Below are 16,495 nucleotides of genomic sequence, written 5' to 3' on the forward strand. Positions count from 1 at the left end.
CTTTTAAAAATGAATAATCAGTGGAGTACATACCCCACTGATTATTCATTTTATAATGCGCCCTCTTTAATTTTCAATTGTTGCGTTGCAAATTCACGATACATATCATGTGTCTGTAATAATTCATCATGTGTACCGCTTCCTGTAAGATTCCCTTTTTCTATAAAGATAATTTTATCTGCATCTACAACAGTAGAAAGTCTATGTGCAATAACTAACGTTGTTCTGCCTTTCATTAAGTTATTTAATGCCTTTTGAACGACAGACTCGGATTTACTATCTAGACTAGAAGTTGCTTCATCTAACATAAGAATTTGTGGATTTCGAAGTAACGCTCGAGCAATCGCAATTCGTTGTCTTTGCCCTCCAGAAAGCTTCACACCACGTTCTCCAACTTCTGTTGCGTATCCGTTTGGCAAATCATGAATAAATGCATCAACATATGCCATTGCTGCTACTTTTTCAATTTCTTCATCTGTCACTTCGCCCTCAACACCGTAACAAATATTATCACGAATCGTTCCATCAATTAACGGACTATCTTGTGAAACGTAACCAATTTGACGTCGCCATGACTGTAGTGAATAATTCTTAATTGAGTCTTTTCCTAATTTAATGGCACCGCTAGTTGGCTCGTAAAAACGTTCTAACAGTGAGAATAACGTCGTTTTCCCACTACCACTTGGTCCTACGATTGCTGTTACTTTACCTGATTCAATTGTGAAATCAATATTCTTTAAAACTTGCTCTTCTTCGTTATACTCGAAATATACATTTTCAAGAACGATTGGCTGCTTAGCATTTGTGACTTTCACACCAGTTTCATGATCTTCTACTTCATATTCTAAAATTGTATTAATTCTTTCCGTTGCACCAATTGCCTTTTGGAATTGTGTAAAGAACATAGATAATTGACTCATCGGCATTATAATTTGAACTAAATATAAAATAAACGCTACTAGTTCTCCTGTAGTTAATGCACCGCTAGAAACTCGCATTCCACCATATCCTACGATAATAACAAGCAATGCCATTAAAACAAACGACATAACTGGTGAAATTAACGCTTGCACTTTTCCCTCTTTCAAACCAAATTGCAATAGCTTTTCAATACCTTTATTTCCAGTTTCATATTCCTTTTTTTCTGTGTTCGAAGATTTCACTAAACGAATTTCTGATAACACTTGTGTTAATACACTAGTAAAAGAAGCCGTTTCATCTTGAAGTGCTTTTGAAATCTTATACATTTTTCGTCCAAGTGGAACTAAAATGAGTACTGATAACGGAATAACCGTTAAAAGTAAAAGTGTCATTTTCCAGTCTAAAACAAATAATACAATTAATGATCCAACAATTGAAATACCGCCTGTTAATAAATTTGACAAATGCTCAGAAATTAATGTTTTCACAACTCCTGTATCATTTGTCATACGGCTAATTGTATCGCCTGTTCTATTTTGATCATAATAAGTTACCGGTAAAATAAGCACCTTTTTCCACAAACGTTCTCTCAGTCCAGCTACAATCTTCTGCCCAATATAATTTAGTAAATAGATAGACAATCCTGCGGCTATAGTTTGCATAATAAAGAATGCAATTAGCCCAACAATTTGTCCTGTACTAATTGACGAAAGTGAAAAATTATCTACTAACCCTTTCGTTAACATCGGTATAAATAAACTAGCTCCCGTAGAAAGCAAACTCATTAATAAAGCAAAAGCAAGAATCCCTTTCGGAGGATTTGTATCTTGAATAAGGCGTAAAAACTGCCTCCAGCTCCCTTTTTTCTCTATCTCATTTCTAACTTCCATTTTTGTTCATCTCCTCATATTAAACCAAACTGTTCTTTCTAAAAATAGAATACAATACAAATGTAAACTGAATGTAAACACACTTTTTCTATTTTTACAAAATATACATGCAAACGCATCTTTACAACAGATGTAAACATCTGATATTATTACCTAGTACTAAATATTATTCTATGCGAATTATAGATAACCAATTTACAATACTATATAAATCTCCCGTTATTGAAAGGAGTATCCTTTTTGCAAACAAATATACATTCCGAAAAGGAAACAATCATTTTTATTCATGGCTTAGTCGGCAATCGTCGTGCCTTCAAAAAAGAGCATAAACGATTTTCAGCCACCTATAACATTATAACTTACGACTTATTAGGTCATGGCGATGATAAAGGTGCAGATATCGAATTTTCATTACAGCGCCTCGTAGATCAATTATTGAATTTATATGAAAAAGAAGGCATTCAAAAAGCTCATATTTGCGCTCTAAGTTACGGCTGTTATATCTCTACAATTTTTGCACAAATGCATCCAGAAAAAGTATTGAGCATTTGTCACATTGGTGGACATTATAATAATCCATCCCTTTTATATAACGTATTTCAAAAGTTCTGGGAGAACCGAGGAGACGAGTACTCTAAATGGCTCTCTCAATACGCAAATACCATTTTCCCAAGTGGCATGCTAAAAGCAAATCCGTTCGCAGTCATTTCAAGAAATATTTATTACCGTTTCGGATTGCAATTGCATTCATCAATTATTGCCCAATCATTACGGCATCGTTTAGAATTCGATTTAAAATCTAAATTGAAATCACTTCCCCACCCTATTCTATGGGTAATGGGTGAACATGATCATCTCTATAAATCTTGTCTTTTTGATTTGAAATCCATTCTTCCTAACGTTTTATATAAAGAAATACCGCTTGCAGGACATGCAGCAAACTTATTTCGTCCGAACTACTTTCATGACCTATACGCTCGATTTTTAAATGGGAAGTTACAGTAAAAACTACTACACTCCCAATTTATTCAACTATAAAAAGGCTTCCCAAGTTTCCCTGGAAAGCCTTTTCTCTATACGAAAAGTATATAAAACTACTTTTTCTTAGTATGCTTTTGTGTAACCTAAAATGTGCTTGCTCCAGTAAGAGTTGCTTACAGAACTAATACGTACACCAGTTGCATCCGTTTCTGCACTAATGAACTGACCGTTTCCTAAGTAAACACCCATGTGAGAAGGACCCTTTTTATAAGTATTTTGGAAGTATACTAAATCACCTGGTTGTGGATTGCTAGTTTTTGTTTTAGAGCTCCAGTATCCAGCAACTGTTTGACGAGCGCCTTTATGACCAGTTTGATTTAATACGTAGTGAATGAATCCACTGCAATCAAAACCAGCAGGTGTTGTACCAGCAGTTCTGTATGGTGAACCATTTAAAGATCTAGCGAATCCAGCGATTGAAGATGTATCTCCACCTGTTGTTGGTTTTTGTACGTCTTTACCTGGTTGTTGAACGTTATTTGTAACGTTGTTTACTCCGCCTTTTACAAACTTAACGAAGTCTGCACTTACGTAACCTGTACGGCCGTTATGGTTAATTTTGTACCAACCATTTTCAGCGCCAGTAACGTTTAATACTTTACCTTGTGTTACGCCACCGATTACAGCGTTGTATGTAGCTGGGCCTGTACGTACTTTTAAAGCACCAGTGTTAACAACATAAGAACCACCAGTTTGAACTGTAGTAGTATTGTTGTTTGTAGTTGGTTGTTGTGTTTCGTTAGATACAGCAGAACCACCTTTTGTTACGAAGTCTTTGCTTACGTATCCAGTTCCACCATTGAAGTTGATTTTAAACCAATCTTGTACTTCACCTACAACTTGTACTGTTTTACCTTTATTTACAGAGCCTAATACTGTATGAGATGTACTTGGGCCTGTACGTACGTTAAGTGAAGAAACGTTTACTGTGTAAGTACCAGTTCCTTGTTGAACAGTAGTTCCTGTTTTACCACCAGTCGTTACGAAGTCACCACTTACATAACCAGTTTGACCGTTTACAGTTACTTTGAACCAACCGTTTTCTTGTCCAATTACTTGTAGTACTTGACCTGATTTCACTTTAGAAATAACGTTATGTCCTGTACCAGCACCTGAACGTACATTTAATACATCAGCTGTTACCGTGTATTTTAATTCAGAAGTTGTTTCTACCTTTTTTGTTTCAGTTACAGTCGTTTGAGTTTGAGTTTGTCCATTAATTTCTTTTAGCGCTTCATTTGAAACTTGTGCCTGAGCAGAATCCATACCTGGAACTGCAACACCTACTACTGAAGCTGCTGCTAAACCTGCAATTACTTTTTTCATAAGTTGTCTTTACTTCCTTTCCCTACTATCCTCTTTAAAAAACTTATAAACTTAATACTTTACAATATTATTAAAGTAAAATATTCATTAAGTTCCATTTTTTAACAAGAGTTTTATTTTTCACACAGAGTTCATTTTAAATGAATGAAGTGTATTCCGTGTGAACTTCATGTGAACTTTACCATTAAACTTATTGTTTTTGCAATGCTTTTTTCAATTCTCTTATGTATTTCATTGAAAATTCGACATTCCATTCATTATCTTAATATACATTGTCTATCCACTTTGAAAAACCCTATTCATCTAATCCAATGCAAAGAATATATTTCCTAGTAAAGCTCCTCCCATGAAGCATACTCTTATCATGACAAAAAATACTTTTTTTATCAATAGTATAATATTTTTAGAAAACTATTTTTGATACTATCTATCACTTATAAAAGATTTGACGATTTGTAAGATTTAACTTCAAAAATTCTGTTCTAATTTAGCGAAAACACACACACCACTACCTACTTTTCACTAACTATGGAATTTATAGGATATTTATATTATCATATATATAGTGGTATTTTAACCAATACAAATTTTATTTACCCTACACTGAAACCTATCGAACTTTTACAGGGCGGTACATTGAATTTTAAGATGGAAGTCTTATTGCCTGCAAATATTGGGATTAAAGAAGGAGGTATATTTATGAAAAACATAATAGATGATCCTATAAATAAAAATATAGAATTATACTATGCTTTTTTTCAATTCGTTTCAATTATTACCTTACAAAAAATATCAACTATTGAAACACGTAAAAACGAATTAAAAGATCAGATGAAAAATTCCTATCAAAAAAATCCTTATTACTTATAAAAGGTGAACAGGTTGTATCCCTGTTCACCTTTTATCTCGCATTATTTATAAATTTTCACACGATTTTCTAAAGGTTGGTATTCTTTTTCACCTGCAGTTACCACCGGTTTACCAAACGGCATTTGCGCAGTAAGTTTCCATCTTTCTGGAACTTCCCATTCTTTTCTCACTTCTTCATCAATTAATGGATTGTAATGCTGCAATGTAGCACCAAATCCTTCAATTTCTAAAGCTGTCCAAATTGCAAATTGTAACATTCCTGAGGATTGCTGTGACCACGTTGGGAAATTCTCTTTGTATAATGCAAAGTTTTCTTGCAGTTCTTCCACTACTTGACTGTCTTCAAAGTATAAAACCGTTCCATAACCACTTTTAAATGCATTCATTTTTTCTTCGGTAGATGCAAAGTTATTTTCAGGTACAATTTTTCGTAACGTTTCTTTCGTAATATCCCATAACTTATCATGTTGTTCTCCTAGCAAGACGACAACGCGGGCGCTCTGAGAGTTAAAAGCTGAAGGTGTATGTTTTACAGCATGATAAATCACTTCTTGAATTTTTTCATCAGAAACTACTTGCTCTTTACTAATTGCATAAATAGATCTTCTGTCTTCAATTGCTGAGTAAAAATCTTTTGCCATCATAATTCCCTCCAATTTTCATTTGAGGCTTTTTCATATGTATACATCATGTTCCGCCTCTTAAAACTTATCATTAATAAGCTTCTAACTTTATACTATCAACAAACAATAATAAACTCAAATAATAACACTCACATTTTTTACCTTTTTATTTCCTAATGCTAAAAATAAAAAGGCAATTTATTGTTACCGATAATAGGTAACAACAAACTGCCTTTCTGATATGATGATCTAACTCAGTATTTCACTTAATTAACTAAGCCAAATGCATAAGACATTAGCTTATTCGTCTCTGTAAAGCGCTTCGTTTTACCTTTCGTTCCCATTACAACTGTAATAATACGAGTATCACCTTGTTTTGCTGTACCCGTAAAACAATACCCTGCGCTATCTGTAAATCCTGTTTTTAATCCGTCTATTCCTTCTATATATAAAGCTTTATTATTTTTATTTAACATATCATTTGTACTTATAACATTAATATTATTAAATGCTAACTGACTTTGACGTAAGTGAGTCACTTCTAATATTTCTGGATAATCTTTTATAAGATGATACGCCAAGTTTGCTACATCAGCAGCTGTCATCTTCGTCTCACTTCCATCAGGTTCCTGTAGTCCTGATGCATTTGCGAATTTAGCATAATCCGACATTTTTAACTGCTTCGCTTTTGCATTCATAATTTGAACGAAATCTTTCTCCGTTTTTGCCATATGTTCCGCTAGCGCCACAGCCGAATTATTTGCTGATTCAATCATTAATGCATGGAACAGATCTCTAACAGTCAATGTGTCATTCACTTGAACTGGGATTCTCGCACCTTCTGTTTGTGCCGCTTTCGCACTCATTTTCACTGGATCTTCCCAACGAATTTTCCCATTATGTACATTTTCTAATAAAAGGTACGCTGTCATCATCTTGGACATACTAGCTGGCGCAAAAGCTTCATTTTCATTATGTTGATAAATAATATCTCCATTACTCGCATCGATAATCATAGCTGCTTTTGCATCAATTTCCGGTGGTATGTACTTTGGTGGCACTACTTTTTCAGTTAATCCTGTTTCAGGTAATTCTGCCACTTGTAAAGGTGGTCCCTCTGCACTTGCTGTACTCTTTTGAGTTCCTTGGAATAAGAACCAACATACCCCTAAAATAAAAACTAATAGGATCGTTATCCTTCCCCATTTTAACCGCTTCATTTCAAAACTCCTTTAGCAAACCTTTTATACACTCACACTCAACCATAACAATTTTCCCTTTATATCGTCAAGGTAAAAAGCATATTTATTCATCTATAGCAATTATTATTTCAATGCATTTATGTTACAATAAAAACACTGAAATATAAGAATATTCATCGATAAATCCTCATAAATAAAATTTTTAAAATAGAAGGGATTCATGCAAATGATACTTCCAAAATCATTAAAATACGGAGACACAATCGGCATTTATTCGCCCTCTTCACCAGCAACCTACACTTCTCCAAAAAGATTTGAACGAGCGAAATCTTATTTACAACAGAAAGGATTTCACATATTAGAAGGTTCACTAACAGGTCGATATGATTATTATCGCTCTGGCAGTATACAAGAGCGTGCAGAGGAACTAAATAACTTGATAAGAAACCCTGATGTTTCTTGTATCATGTCAACTATTGGCGGTATGAATTCTAATTCATTATTACCTTATATTGATTATGATGCTTTTCAAAATAATCCCAAAATAATGATTGGCTATTCAGATGCAACAGCTTTATTACTAGGGATTTATGCTAAAACAGGAATTCCTACATTTTACGGTCCGGCGCTCGTTCCCTCTTTTGGAGAGTGTGAGCCTTTTGTAGATTATACATACAAATATTTTGTAGAAACATTACTACATGATCAAATGCTTCCTTACAACATAAAACAACCTTTATTTTGGTCAGATGAATTTATTAATTGGGAAGAGAAGACGAAAGAAAAAGAACTTAGACCAAACAATTGGATTTCTGTAACAAATGGACAAGCTACTGGACGTATTATTGGAGGGAACTTAAATACAATAGAAGGAATTTGGGGTAGTCCTTATATGCCATGTATTCAAGATGGGGATATTTTATTTATTGAGGATAGTTCAAAAGATGCAGCTACTATTGAAAGAAGCTTTTCATTACTTAAAGTTAACGGCGTATTTGATAAAGTTTCAGGTATTATTCTTGGAAAACATGAGCAGTTTGATGATTGTGGTACAAATCGCAAACCTTATGAAATATTATTAGAAGTAATGCAAAATCAAAGAATTCCTTTATTAGCTGACTTTGATTGTTGTCATACCCATCCGATGATCACTATGCCGATAGGTGTTCAAGTGAACATGGATGCAACTAATAAAACAATACATATTTTAGAAAAATGGAAGATATAAAAAAACACTTATATTATTAGGAAGAAAATATTATAAACTTTTCCATTAGAAAACATAAAAAAGCTCCGTTCATCACAAAACGGAGCTTTTTATTATTGTCCTAAATTTTGAACCTTCTCTTTCAAATCACGAACTTGATCAATCGTCTGCATAAGTTCAGAGTTTTTAAATTGCTCTACATCCACTTTTCCTTCTTCTATCTTCGTCATTGCCGTATCAATTAATGTATTTAACTTTTCGTTATATCCGACGATTTGCTGATGAAGATCCTTTGCTACATCAGGTGGTGTTAATTCATTGAAAGCGGGTATATCTTGTTTAATTTCACTAAGCTTCGTTTCTAACTCTTTTCGAGCTTCGCTATCATTAACAGCCTTTTCAGCTAATGCTGGTGCATCATTTGCAAATGCACTTATTTCATTTACATAGTCTGTCGCTTTTTGAGCATAATCTATGGAGTTCTTTCCTTGCTCTACTAGTGAACATCCCATTAAACCAATTGAAACTATAAACACTAATAAAATTGATTTGATTTTCATTTTAGACTCCCTTCGCCTTTATAATTGTCTGCAATTTTCTCTATGCATAACTTCTAGCTAAATTACTTATAACCTTTTTCAAATAGCTATTTACCCTCTTACATGCCCTATTATCGTTACAACATCTATTTCTATATTTACGCTAATAATATCTTCAATTATATCCATATATCCTTGTCCTATAGCTGTTCCATAGTGTAATGTAAGCCCCTTCTTTTCATACACTGACTTTGGCACCGAAAAAATAAACCTCCTCAAGTTACTTTCATCAGCTGGTTCCATAATTAAAACAATCCCATCCTCATCAAACATATACGCTCGCCCTCCAACTTTACATTCACTATGGCTCAGTATTGCCTTTGTCAGCTAAATTTAAAACATAATAAGTTAAGATACAACTTTGCTGTATCATAAAAATAAAAAACATTAATTCTTTTTTGTTAAGAATTAATGCTTTTTAAAAAATCATTTTCTGACTCTAGCATCTTTTTTTGACGAGGTTTTATTTTTCTTACGGGAACTCCAGCATAAATATACCAATCATCTAAACTCTCTTTTACCATACTCATCGCACCAACTGCTGTGCCTTCTCCTACAGTTACATTTGGAAAAATAATAGAATCAGCACCAATAATCGTATGTTTTTTTAAAATAACTTTTCCTGTTTTCACATTCCTATATTGATTCGGGACAGTTGGGCCCATTAATGTATTTCCACTGAAATCATCTAGTACTGCATATACGATTGTTTTAGCTGAGATATTTGCAAAGTCATACATTTCAATCCCAACTTCCCCTCCATATAACGCTGTATACGCTGATATATGCGAATAACTTCCAATTGTGATTTTACCACTTAAAATACAAAAATCATCAATTCTTACATTATTACCAACTGATATAACACCTGGATTATATATACTTGCTTTTTTACTAATCCATACATTTTTCCCAACAGATAAAAATCCAATTTTATTTAGCTCTTCTTGACTATAAAAACTATTCATCTGCCGACACCACCTTCTGCCCTAAACAGATTATAATTTGTTCTACTATTTCTTTCGTCATTCCTTCCCATAAAGGTAAACTTACTATTCGTTTGGCTATTTTATTCGTTTCTATTAAATCTGTAGACTTATAAGTTCTAAAAAGAACTTGTTGGTGGCATGATGGTGAAAAGTATAATCTAGCTTCTATTTTCTGTTTTTTCAGTTCTTCTATTACTTGTATGTTGTGAACTTCTTCCGGACAAAGAATAGGCATAAATTGTTGAATAACTGCTTCTGTCTTTTGGAGTTTCCATCCTTTTTTCATTAATCCATTACTTTGTAACAATTGTTTATACCATTCAGAAATACGGGTGCGTTCTTTTAACTTTTGATTCCATTTTTTCACAGTCGCAATCCCAACAGCTGCCGCATATTCAGACATTTTACAATTAAACCCCATCATCGTACATTCACGATTTTTATCAAATCCGAAATTACCCATTCTTTTAATACGTTGTATATCTTCTTCCTTTTTACTATATATGAGCCCTCCTTCACCAATTCCGAACGGCTTTGTTGCATGAAAGCTATATACGATCATACCACTAAAATCCTGACCGTAATGCATACTTCCATTCATTAACCCAAATCCCGGTGCCGCATCTACGACAACCGGAATACCCTTTTTCTCTAATTCTTCATATTTTTCTAAGTCCATCCATGATCCAAAAGTTGCGTACGGGACAACAATCGCAACCTCTTCTTTTAATTCTTCAATTTTATCCAAAAGTACTGTTTTATCCATATACCAATCATCTATTGAAATATCAATAAAATAAGGTTCCAATCCACACCAAATAGCCGCTAATGGAGTCGCAGGGAATGTAAAACTAGGCATGAGGGCATATTTTCCTTTTCTTCTTTTCTTAAGTTGAATAGCGGCCATTAACCCTAACGTTGCGTTTGCCACTGTTGTAACAGCGCCCCTGTTCTGAAAAAACTCCGACATAATTGTTTCTTCAAAACGTTGATTTATAGGTCCATAATTCGTATATATGTGAGATGTATCAATTTCCTTCAATTCGTCCAAATACTCAATTACAGGTACAGTTGAAGCACGCAAAAAAGGAATATTCTCCATATCTATCTATTCCTTCCTATCATTTTCGGACAATATAGAGCGTATCTGTTTCAGATAATCCAAATTTCCTAGCACTTTTCATTCCTTTTCTTTCAGCTACGTTATATAATTCCACCTTAAACCCTGCATTCATTAATCGTTGAATGAATCCCGATTGATTATAAATTCTCACATGATCTTCTTGACCAAAAGCTAATTTTCTCAATTGTGGTGTTACAATTAATTTATTTTCTATAATAGAATCTACATTCATTACGATTGGTACTTGAATAATTCCCCATCCATTTGGCTTTAATACTCTATATAACTCTCTCATTGCTTTGTCATCGTCAAGAACGTGTTCTAATACATGGCTACATAAAATTACATCAAAAGTATTACTATCATATGTAATGCTTGTAACGTCAATTTCCTTCATTAATGGATCCTTTGGTTCTATATCCCCACATACATACGTAATATTTTTATACTCGTTAAACCAATCTCTTAACTTCTCTTCAGGTGCAATATGAAGCATAGTGTATTCTCTACTTAACAAGTCCGTTTCCATTTCAATGTACGCACGATACAACCTTTCACGATCCATTGAACTACAAACTGGGCATATCCCTGTATCTTTATTCCACATCTCAAATTTATATTTTGGAAAATCATAATGTGCTGGCCAAGGTGAAAATTTTTCAAATTGCTGATTGCAATATTGACAATAACAACATTCTTTCTCAAACATATGAGCGACTAGCTTGTTTAACCCTTTTTTTATCTTTTCATTATAAATTTGATCTAGTTCCCCATTTCTTACCGCATCCTTAACTATAAATCCCGCATTTTCTAAACAATAAGATAAACTCTCTTTATAATCTCTCTCAGAACTTAAAAATCCACTATTATATGCATCTATAATTAATTCAATCCACTCTTCAATTGTCATTAAAATAAAATGTATTTGTTTTTGATTTTGTCCACTATGTTGTCTAAAATAACTAAGAGGTTCTTGTATATAAACTACTTTACCTTTCCTCATCATATCTAGCCAAGTTGCAATGTCATTAATAGAAGAATAAGCCTTTCCTTTAAAATACCCAAACTTCCCTTCAAACAAATCTCGATTAAACAGAACAGTTGTCGGCTCACCAACTATATTTTTTAAATTTTTTAATATGTAATTTCCTAATTCTTTTCCTTCAAAAAGTGTAGTTTCTTTTGCAATTTTCATATTCAATGTTGAGGGTGGTAATATCTCTCCATTCTCATCAATCAGTTCACGATATGACGTCACAAATGAAATATTTTCTAACGTCAAAAAGTATTTCATCATTCTCTCGATCTTTTCATGATGAAATAAGTCATCGTCTAATAAAAAGTTTATATAATCCCCATTCGCAAGTTCTATACACTTATTAAAGTTTTCAGCAACTAACGGAGTTTCATTTTTAGCATATGTAATACACTCATATTCACGTAAATACGGTTGAATCATAGCATTAACTTCATTATTTGTACTGTCGTCAGAAATAATAATTTCAATATTTTCATATGTTTGATTCAGTGCGCTATTGAGCGCTAATTCCAAGTAATAAGGTCTATTGTACGCGGGAATAAGTATACTTACTTTTGGTAAAGGAGAATTATTATTTATATGTTGTTTTTTCTTTTCTATGTTTATTTTCTTTCTCCTAATTTTTTGATAATAATCTAATGTATACAATATCGATGATGGAACTATCCTTCTTGCATAATCTAGAAAATTAGTTATCGCTTTGTCTAATTCTTTTTCGTCGGATAAGAAACCATATTTTTTTCCTGCTATAATACTATGTGAAAAATCTTCTAACCCATCCATCATTTTATTAGATTCATTTAACTGTTGATCTGGATGTAATCGAAAGTAACTAAGTGTCTCTGCTATATATACTGCTTTTCCTTTACTTAATAAAGATAACCATGAAGCTATATCTACGTTACATAGATACCGCCTCTTATCAAAAATCCCATACGGTTCTTGTAAATCATTTTTACGAAATAAAACTGTTGTCGGTTCTCCAATGTAATTTTTTTGATCCACAATTACCCTATTTGCTAATTCTGTTCCCTCTATAATCGTATCCTCTTCAAATAAACGGACAGTTGAATAAATATGTCGTAGTTCTTTCCCTTTATCATCAATTACTTGGCGATGAGATGTTACAAGCTTAATTTCATTATCTAGATCATTCAAAAAATACTTCATCATTTTTTCAATTTTATTCACGTGAAATATATCATCATCCATTAAAAAGTTTACATACTCACCGTTCGTTTCATTAAATAACATTAGCGCATTTTCAAATTGTCCGAGAGTTGACCTGTTTTTTATATAAATAATATTTGAATGATTACATAAGTATTTTTGTAACACCTTTTCTGTTTCGTCATTCGTACTATCATCTCCAACTATAATTTCTATATTAGGATACGTTTGTTCTAACACACTACATAATGCCTTTTCAAAGTAGCGAGGTCGATTATACGTAGGAATTAACACACTTACCAACGGAAGTTGATCTACCACCTCTACAGTTCTTTCAATACGAGTTCTCATTTTACTCTCTCACCTCTTCGCATATTATTTGTATACGCGATGCAAAAATCACATTACTTTAACTGTATGGAGCCTATATACTTTTATGCAAATATGAATCGAAATATCATACTTTTCGTTCCTGAATAAACATATTTAATAACGCGGACATTTTATTTGCACCTTTTTTATTCATATGATCACTATCATAAAAATCTTCATCACAAAATAATGGTGAATCAAATAGATCTATGATTTGAAAAGAATATTGTGCTTGAAAATCATTTATAACTTTATAAAAATCTTCTTTTAATTTCTTACTACTACAATTGAAATAATGTGAAGTAACAGGGAAGACAACAATTAGTGGCTTTATATCATTTTTTAACAGTAATTCTAAATATGTTTTAAAAATCGTTTTATGTTCAACTAAAGTATGAGGATACGACAATTTAGCATGTGAAGCTGCTCTCATTTTCCCATGTTCTTCAAAAGGAATATGAAGGGGAGTGGTATTCCATTCAGCATTTATCCAAGGTAGTATCAATGATTCATCTTTTAGTTCGTCTAATAAAATATATTCAAAATGCAAATTAAAAATAGAAAAAAGTGGTTTCGGACTATCTAGATGTGAGAATCCATCAGTAGGTAGAGGAGAATGAACTACAGTATGATGACCGTCTTGAAACAATGGATAATATACTTTGTGAATTCTATATGCTTCAGATGATAACGACATGTCAAAGTAAAAAGAGAAATAGGCTATTCCTATCAAACAATATTGAAATGAATGATCGTTTGATAGAAGTTGTGACGCTATTAAATAATCATAGTATAGATCTTGCGATGGAAGTGTTAATTTTATTGACTTTTTTGAGAGGAGCTCGGTACTTATGCCACAATGCGGATAAGACAAACCGGTAGCAAACAATTCATATGTGGGATCACTCTTTACTTTTTTCATAGACATGTATAAAAACATAAGATCCGGATTTATTTGATATATAGAAATTAATTTATTCCTCCATTCATACATGTATTTTGTTAAATTAATAATTTTTTTACTTTGCACGCCCTTGTTTATCAATTCATTTGTAAGTTTTTCTGCTTCCACTCTCCAAATGACTATATATTGAAAAGAATTTTCTATACGAACAATAGTTGAAACGTCTACAACATGAACTATTGTTTTACATTTATTTTTGTCTAATGCATTTTGAATCCTTGCCCCTGATACTTCATCACTTAAAACAATAATTTTATACTGCTCCTTCATGTATATCCCCCTCCATTATATGTATAATATGAAATTCATTTTTCATTCATAATGATCATATACATCTGCAATCCAACATTAAAAAAGAATAGAATATTCATTTCAAAACAAAAATAGCTCCACCATTTGGCGTAGCTATTTTTACAATTATTACTTATTCAAACTATATTCCTTTATCTAACTCATAAAGCTTTCGATACTTCTCGTTTTCTTTCAGAAGTTGTTCATGACTGCCTTGCATCACAATTTGACCACGATCAAGGAATATAACTTCATCTACATGTTCAATTCCTACAAGGTGGTGTGTAATCCAAATAACAGTCTTTTCTTCTGTTGCAGAAAACATTGTTTCTATTAAAGATAGTTCTGTCTTTGGATCTAAGCCGATCGTAGGTTCATCAAGTACAATAATTGGAGCCTCTTGCATTAGCGTTCTAGCAAAAGCAACCCGTTGTCTTTCTCCACCAGAAAACCTTTTCCCCATTTCATGCATTTTTGTTTGCAATCCATCTGGAAGAGAAGCTATATGCGAAGCTAATTGTGCTTTCTCTAAAGCTGTCCATATCTCTTCATCCGTAGCCTCTGGTTTACCGATTCGCACATTATTTCCAATTGTCGTATCGAATAAATGCGGTTTTTGATTCAATACAGAAATATATTTTGATAAAAGATTCGTATGAGCATGTTCACTATGCAATAAAACTTCACCATGCAACGGGCTTAGCGCACCTGCTAACAATTTTAACAAAGTAGATTTTCCTGTTCCACTTCTTCCTAAAATGGCAATTTTCTTTCCTGCCTTTATTTGCAGTGATACTTCTTTCAATACAAATTCATTACTATCTGGGTAACTATACGATACATTATTTACTTCAATGTCTATATGTTTTGATGCAACATAATCTTTATCCTCATGTAATTCCTTTTCATCCTGTAAAACATCATTAGCTTCTACTTTAATTAGACGATGAGCAGATTCTACATATGATGGAATTCGATCGATAGCATCTGAAAGAGGAATAAGCGCGTTTGTGACTGATAACGTCATTAAGACGAAAGCCGCAATAACGGTAGGTGCAATCTGTTCACTTGCGGCCTCATTTCCAGTCCATATGATCATTGAAATAACTACAATCCCCACTACTAATTGAATGATACTGTCCCGAATATGATTCCAGCGCTTCATTCTTTTTTCCGTTTTTAACAACTGAGCATTTTGCTCTACATACTTATCAATGAATTCATCTTTTCTACCACTTGCTTGCCAATCTGATAATCCAAAAACAGCGTCTGTTAATTGTTGATACAAACGGCTTCTTCCTTGTTTTAAAGTAACATGATGTTGCTTCATAAAAAGTAATGATACAAACGGAAGCAGAAAGACGATAATAGCCAACATACTTGCTGCAATAAGTGCAAATACTACGTCAAATGCACCGATAACAAGTACGAATATGCTATATACAACTAATGCTAATAGACTAGGAAATATTGTACGTAAATATAGGTTTTGCAAATGCTCTATATCTTCGGATAATATACCTAACATATCGCCCGTTTGAAATCGTGAGCGGAAAAATAACGCCTGCGGTTCTACTATTCTATATAGTTTCGTTCTCATCTTTTCTAATATGCGTAGTACGACATCGTGTCCAACTAAACGCTCTAAATAATGAAATACCGCTTGTCCTATACTAAACGCACGTGTTGCAACGATAGGAACATATACAGCCATTACATTTTCTGGTCTAAGAGCAGATTTAGAGATTAAATAACCTGAAATGAAAAGTAACATCGCACCTGAACTAACTCCAAGAAGACCAAGGAAAATAGTTAAAGTCATTCTACCTTTATTTTGCTGTATATAAGGTTTAATCCAGTTACTCATC

Annotated in this window: 14 protein-coding genes; 3 read left to right on the plus strand and 11 right to left on the minus strand. The window is 33.0% G+C overall.

Going from position 1 to position 16,495, the window contains the following annotated elements; all coding sequences use genetic code 11:
• Positions 1 to 50: 50 nt before the first annotated feature.
• A complete protein-coding gene (locus JDS82_RS11950; protein ID WP_048566554.1) occupies positions 51 to 1,811 on the minus strand; it encodes an ABC transporter ATP-binding protein in 1,761 nt (586 codons plus the stop codon).
• Positions 1,812 to 2,051: 240 nt separating this feature from the next.
• Between JDS82_RS11950 and JDS82_RS11955 the strand changes: the two genes are divergently transcribed.
• Positions 2,052 to 2,816: an alpha/beta fold hydrolase gene (locus tag JDS82_RS11955; protein WP_199713366.1), complete on the plus strand. Its 765-nt coding sequence runs from the start codon at positions 2,052 to 2,054 to the stop codon at positions 2,814 to 2,816.
• A 99-nt stretch (positions 2,817 to 2,915) separates the two neighbouring features.
• On the opposite strand, the gene entFM is transcribed toward JDS82_RS11955, so the two are convergent.
• On the minus strand, positions 2,916 to 4,178 hold the full coding sequence (gene entFM, locus JDS82_RS11960) for an enterotoxin EntFM (RefSeq protein ID WP_199713367.1): 1,263 nt from the start codon (positions 4,176 to 4,178) through the stop codon (positions 2,916 to 2,918).
• A gap of 699 nt (positions 4,179 to 4,877) precedes the next feature.
• Between entFM and JDS82_RS11965 the strand changes: the two genes are divergently transcribed.
• Complete coding sequence (locus JDS82_RS11965) at positions 4,878 to 5,048, plus strand: hypothetical protein (protein ID WP_000789341.1); 171 nt, start codon at positions 4,878 to 4,880, stop codon at positions 5,046 to 5,048.
• A 41-nt stretch (positions 5,049 to 5,089) separates the two neighbouring features.
• Here the strand turns inward: JDS82_RS11965 and JDS82_RS11970 are convergent, their stop codons facing one another.
• Positions 5,090 to 5,692 carry a nitroreductase family protein gene (locus tag JDS82_RS11970; protein WP_179866387.1) on the minus strand — a complete coding sequence of 201 codons (603 nt, stop codon included), beginning with the start codon at positions 5,690 to 5,692 and terminating at the stop codon, positions 5,090 to 5,092.
• A gap of 245 nt (positions 5,693 to 5,937) precedes the next feature.
• Positions 5,938 to 6,891: a D-alanyl-D-alanine carboxypeptidase family protein gene (locus JDS82_RS11975; protein WP_199713368.1), complete on the minus strand. Its 954-nt coding sequence runs from the start codon at positions 6,889 to 6,891 to the stop codon at positions 5,938 to 5,940.
• A gap of 208 nt (positions 6,892 to 7,099) precedes the next feature.
• Here JDS82_RS11975 and JDS82_RS11980 point away from each other — a divergent pair, with 208 nt between their 5' ends.
• A complete protein-coding gene (locus JDS82_RS11980) occupies positions 7,100 to 8,101 on the plus strand; it encodes a S66 family peptidase (RefSeq protein WP_199713393.1) in 1,002 nt (333 codons plus the stop codon).
• A gap of 92 nt (positions 8,102 to 8,193) precedes the next feature.
• On the opposite strand, the gene JDS82_RS11985 is transcribed toward JDS82_RS11980, so the two are convergent.
• The 7 genes from JDS82_RS11985 to cydC form a co-directional block, all read right to left on the minus strand.
• A complete protein-coding gene (locus JDS82_RS11985) occupies positions 8,194 to 8,640 on the minus strand; it encodes a DUF6376 family protein (protein ID WP_000695207.1) in 447 nt (148 codons plus the stop codon).
• Between the two features lie 90 nt (positions 8,641 to 8,730).
• Positions 8,731 to 8,952, minus strand: coding sequence for a hypothetical protein (locus JDS82_RS11990; protein WP_000459113.1), 222 nt, complete (start codon positions 8,950 to 8,952; stop codon positions 8,731 to 8,733).
• Between the two features lie 128 nt (positions 8,953 to 9,080).
• The gene (locus JDS82_RS11995) at positions 9,081 to 9,647 is read right to left on the minus strand and encodes an acyltransferase (protein WP_001084198.1); all 567 of its coding nucleotides are present in this window, start codon (positions 9,645 to 9,647) and stop codon (positions 9,081 to 9,083) included.
• Positions 9,640 to 10,770 carry an aminotransferase class I/II-fold pyridoxal phosphate-dependent enzyme gene (locus JDS82_RS12000; RefSeq protein WP_199713369.1) on the minus strand — a complete coding sequence of 377 codons (1,131 nt, stop codon included), beginning with the start codon at positions 10,768 to 10,770 and terminating at the stop codon, positions 9,640 to 9,642. The genes JDS82_RS11995 and JDS82_RS12000 overlap by 8 nt, the downstream gene beginning before the upstream one ends.
• A 19-nt stretch (positions 10,771 to 10,789) precedes the next feature.
• On the minus strand, positions 10,790 to 13,351 hold the full coding sequence (locus JDS82_RS12005; protein ID WP_048566556.1) for a glycosyltransferase: 2,562 nt from the start codon (positions 13,349 to 13,351) through the stop codon (positions 10,790 to 10,792).
• Positions 13,352 to 13,457: 106 nt separating this feature from the next.
• Positions 13,458 to 14,606 (minus strand): hypothetical protein, encoded by a 1,149-nt coding sequence (locus tag JDS82_RS12010; RefSeq protein ID WP_199713370.1) that lies wholly within the window; start codon positions 14,604 to 14,606, stop codon positions 13,458 to 13,460.
• Positions 14,607 to 14,769: 163 nt separating this feature from the next.
• Positions 14,770 to 16,494, minus strand: coding sequence for a thiol reductant ABC exporter subunit CydC (gene cydC, locus JDS82_RS12015; protein ID WP_199713371.1), 1,725 nt, complete (start codon positions 16,492 to 16,494; stop codon positions 14,770 to 14,772).
• Position 16,495 lies beyond the last annotated feature (1 nt).

Source organism: Bacillus cereus group sp. N14 (assembly GCF_016483555.1).
Classification (GTDB): domain Bacteria; phylum Bacillota; class Bacilli; order Bacillales; family Bacillaceae_G; genus Bacillus_A; species Bacillus_A wiedmannii.

What these genes read in the sequence shown, in the direction of transcription:
- JDS82_RS11965 (WP_000789341.1), top strand. Translation starts at nt 4,878, where the DNA reads ATGAAAAACATAATAGATGATCCTATAAATAAAAATATAGAATTATAC.
- JDS82_RS11975 (WP_199713368.1), bottom strand. Translation starts at nt 6,891, where the DNA reads ATGAAGCGGTTAAAATGGGGAAGGATAACGATCCTATTAGTTTTTATT.
- cydC (WP_199713371.1), bottom strand. Translation starts at nt 16,494, where the DNA reads ATGAGTAACTGGATTAAACCTTATATACAGCAAAATAAAGGTAGAATG.
- entFM (WP_199713367.1), bottom strand. Translation starts at nt 4,178, where the DNA reads ATGAAAAAAGTAATTGCAGGTTTAGCAGCAGCTTCAGTAGTAGGTGTT.
- JDS82_RS11990 (WP_000459113.1), bottom strand. Translation starts at nt 8,952, where the DNA reads ATGTTTGATGAGGATGGGATTGTTTTAATTATGGAACCAGCTGATGAA.
- JDS82_RS12005 (WP_048566556.1), bottom strand. Translation starts at nt 13,351, where the DNA reads ATGAGAACTCGTATTGAAAGAACTGTAGAGGTGGTAGATCAACTTCCG.
- JDS82_RS11995 (WP_001084198.1), bottom strand. Translation starts at nt 9,647, where the DNA reads ATGAATAGTTTTTATAGTCAAGAAGAGCTAAATAAAATTGGATTTTTA.
- JDS82_RS11970 (WP_179866387.1), bottom strand. Translation starts at nt 5,692, where the DNA reads ATGATGGCAAAAGATTTTTACTCAGCAATTGAAGACAGAAGATCTATT.
- JDS82_RS12010 (WP_199713370.1), bottom strand. Translation starts at nt 14,606, where the DNA reads ATGAAGGAGCAGTATAAAATTATTGTTTTAAGTGATGAAGTATCAGGG.
- JDS82_RS11950 (WP_048566554.1), bottom strand. Translation starts at nt 1,811, where the DNA reads ATGGAAGTTAGAAATGAGATAGAGAAAAAAGGGAGCTGGAGGCAGTTT.
- JDS82_RS11985 (WP_000695207.1), bottom strand. Translation starts at nt 8,640, where the DNA reads ATGAAAATCAAATCAATTTTATTAGTGTTTATAGTTTCAATTGGTTTA.
- JDS82_RS12000 (WP_199713369.1), bottom strand. Translation starts at nt 10,770, where the DNA reads ATGGAGAATATTCCTTTTTTGCGTGCTTCAACTGTACCTGTAATTGAG.
- JDS82_RS11980 (WP_199713393.1), top strand. Translation starts at nt 7,100, where the DNA reads ATGATACTTCCAAAATCATTAAAATACGGAGACACAATCGGCATTTAT.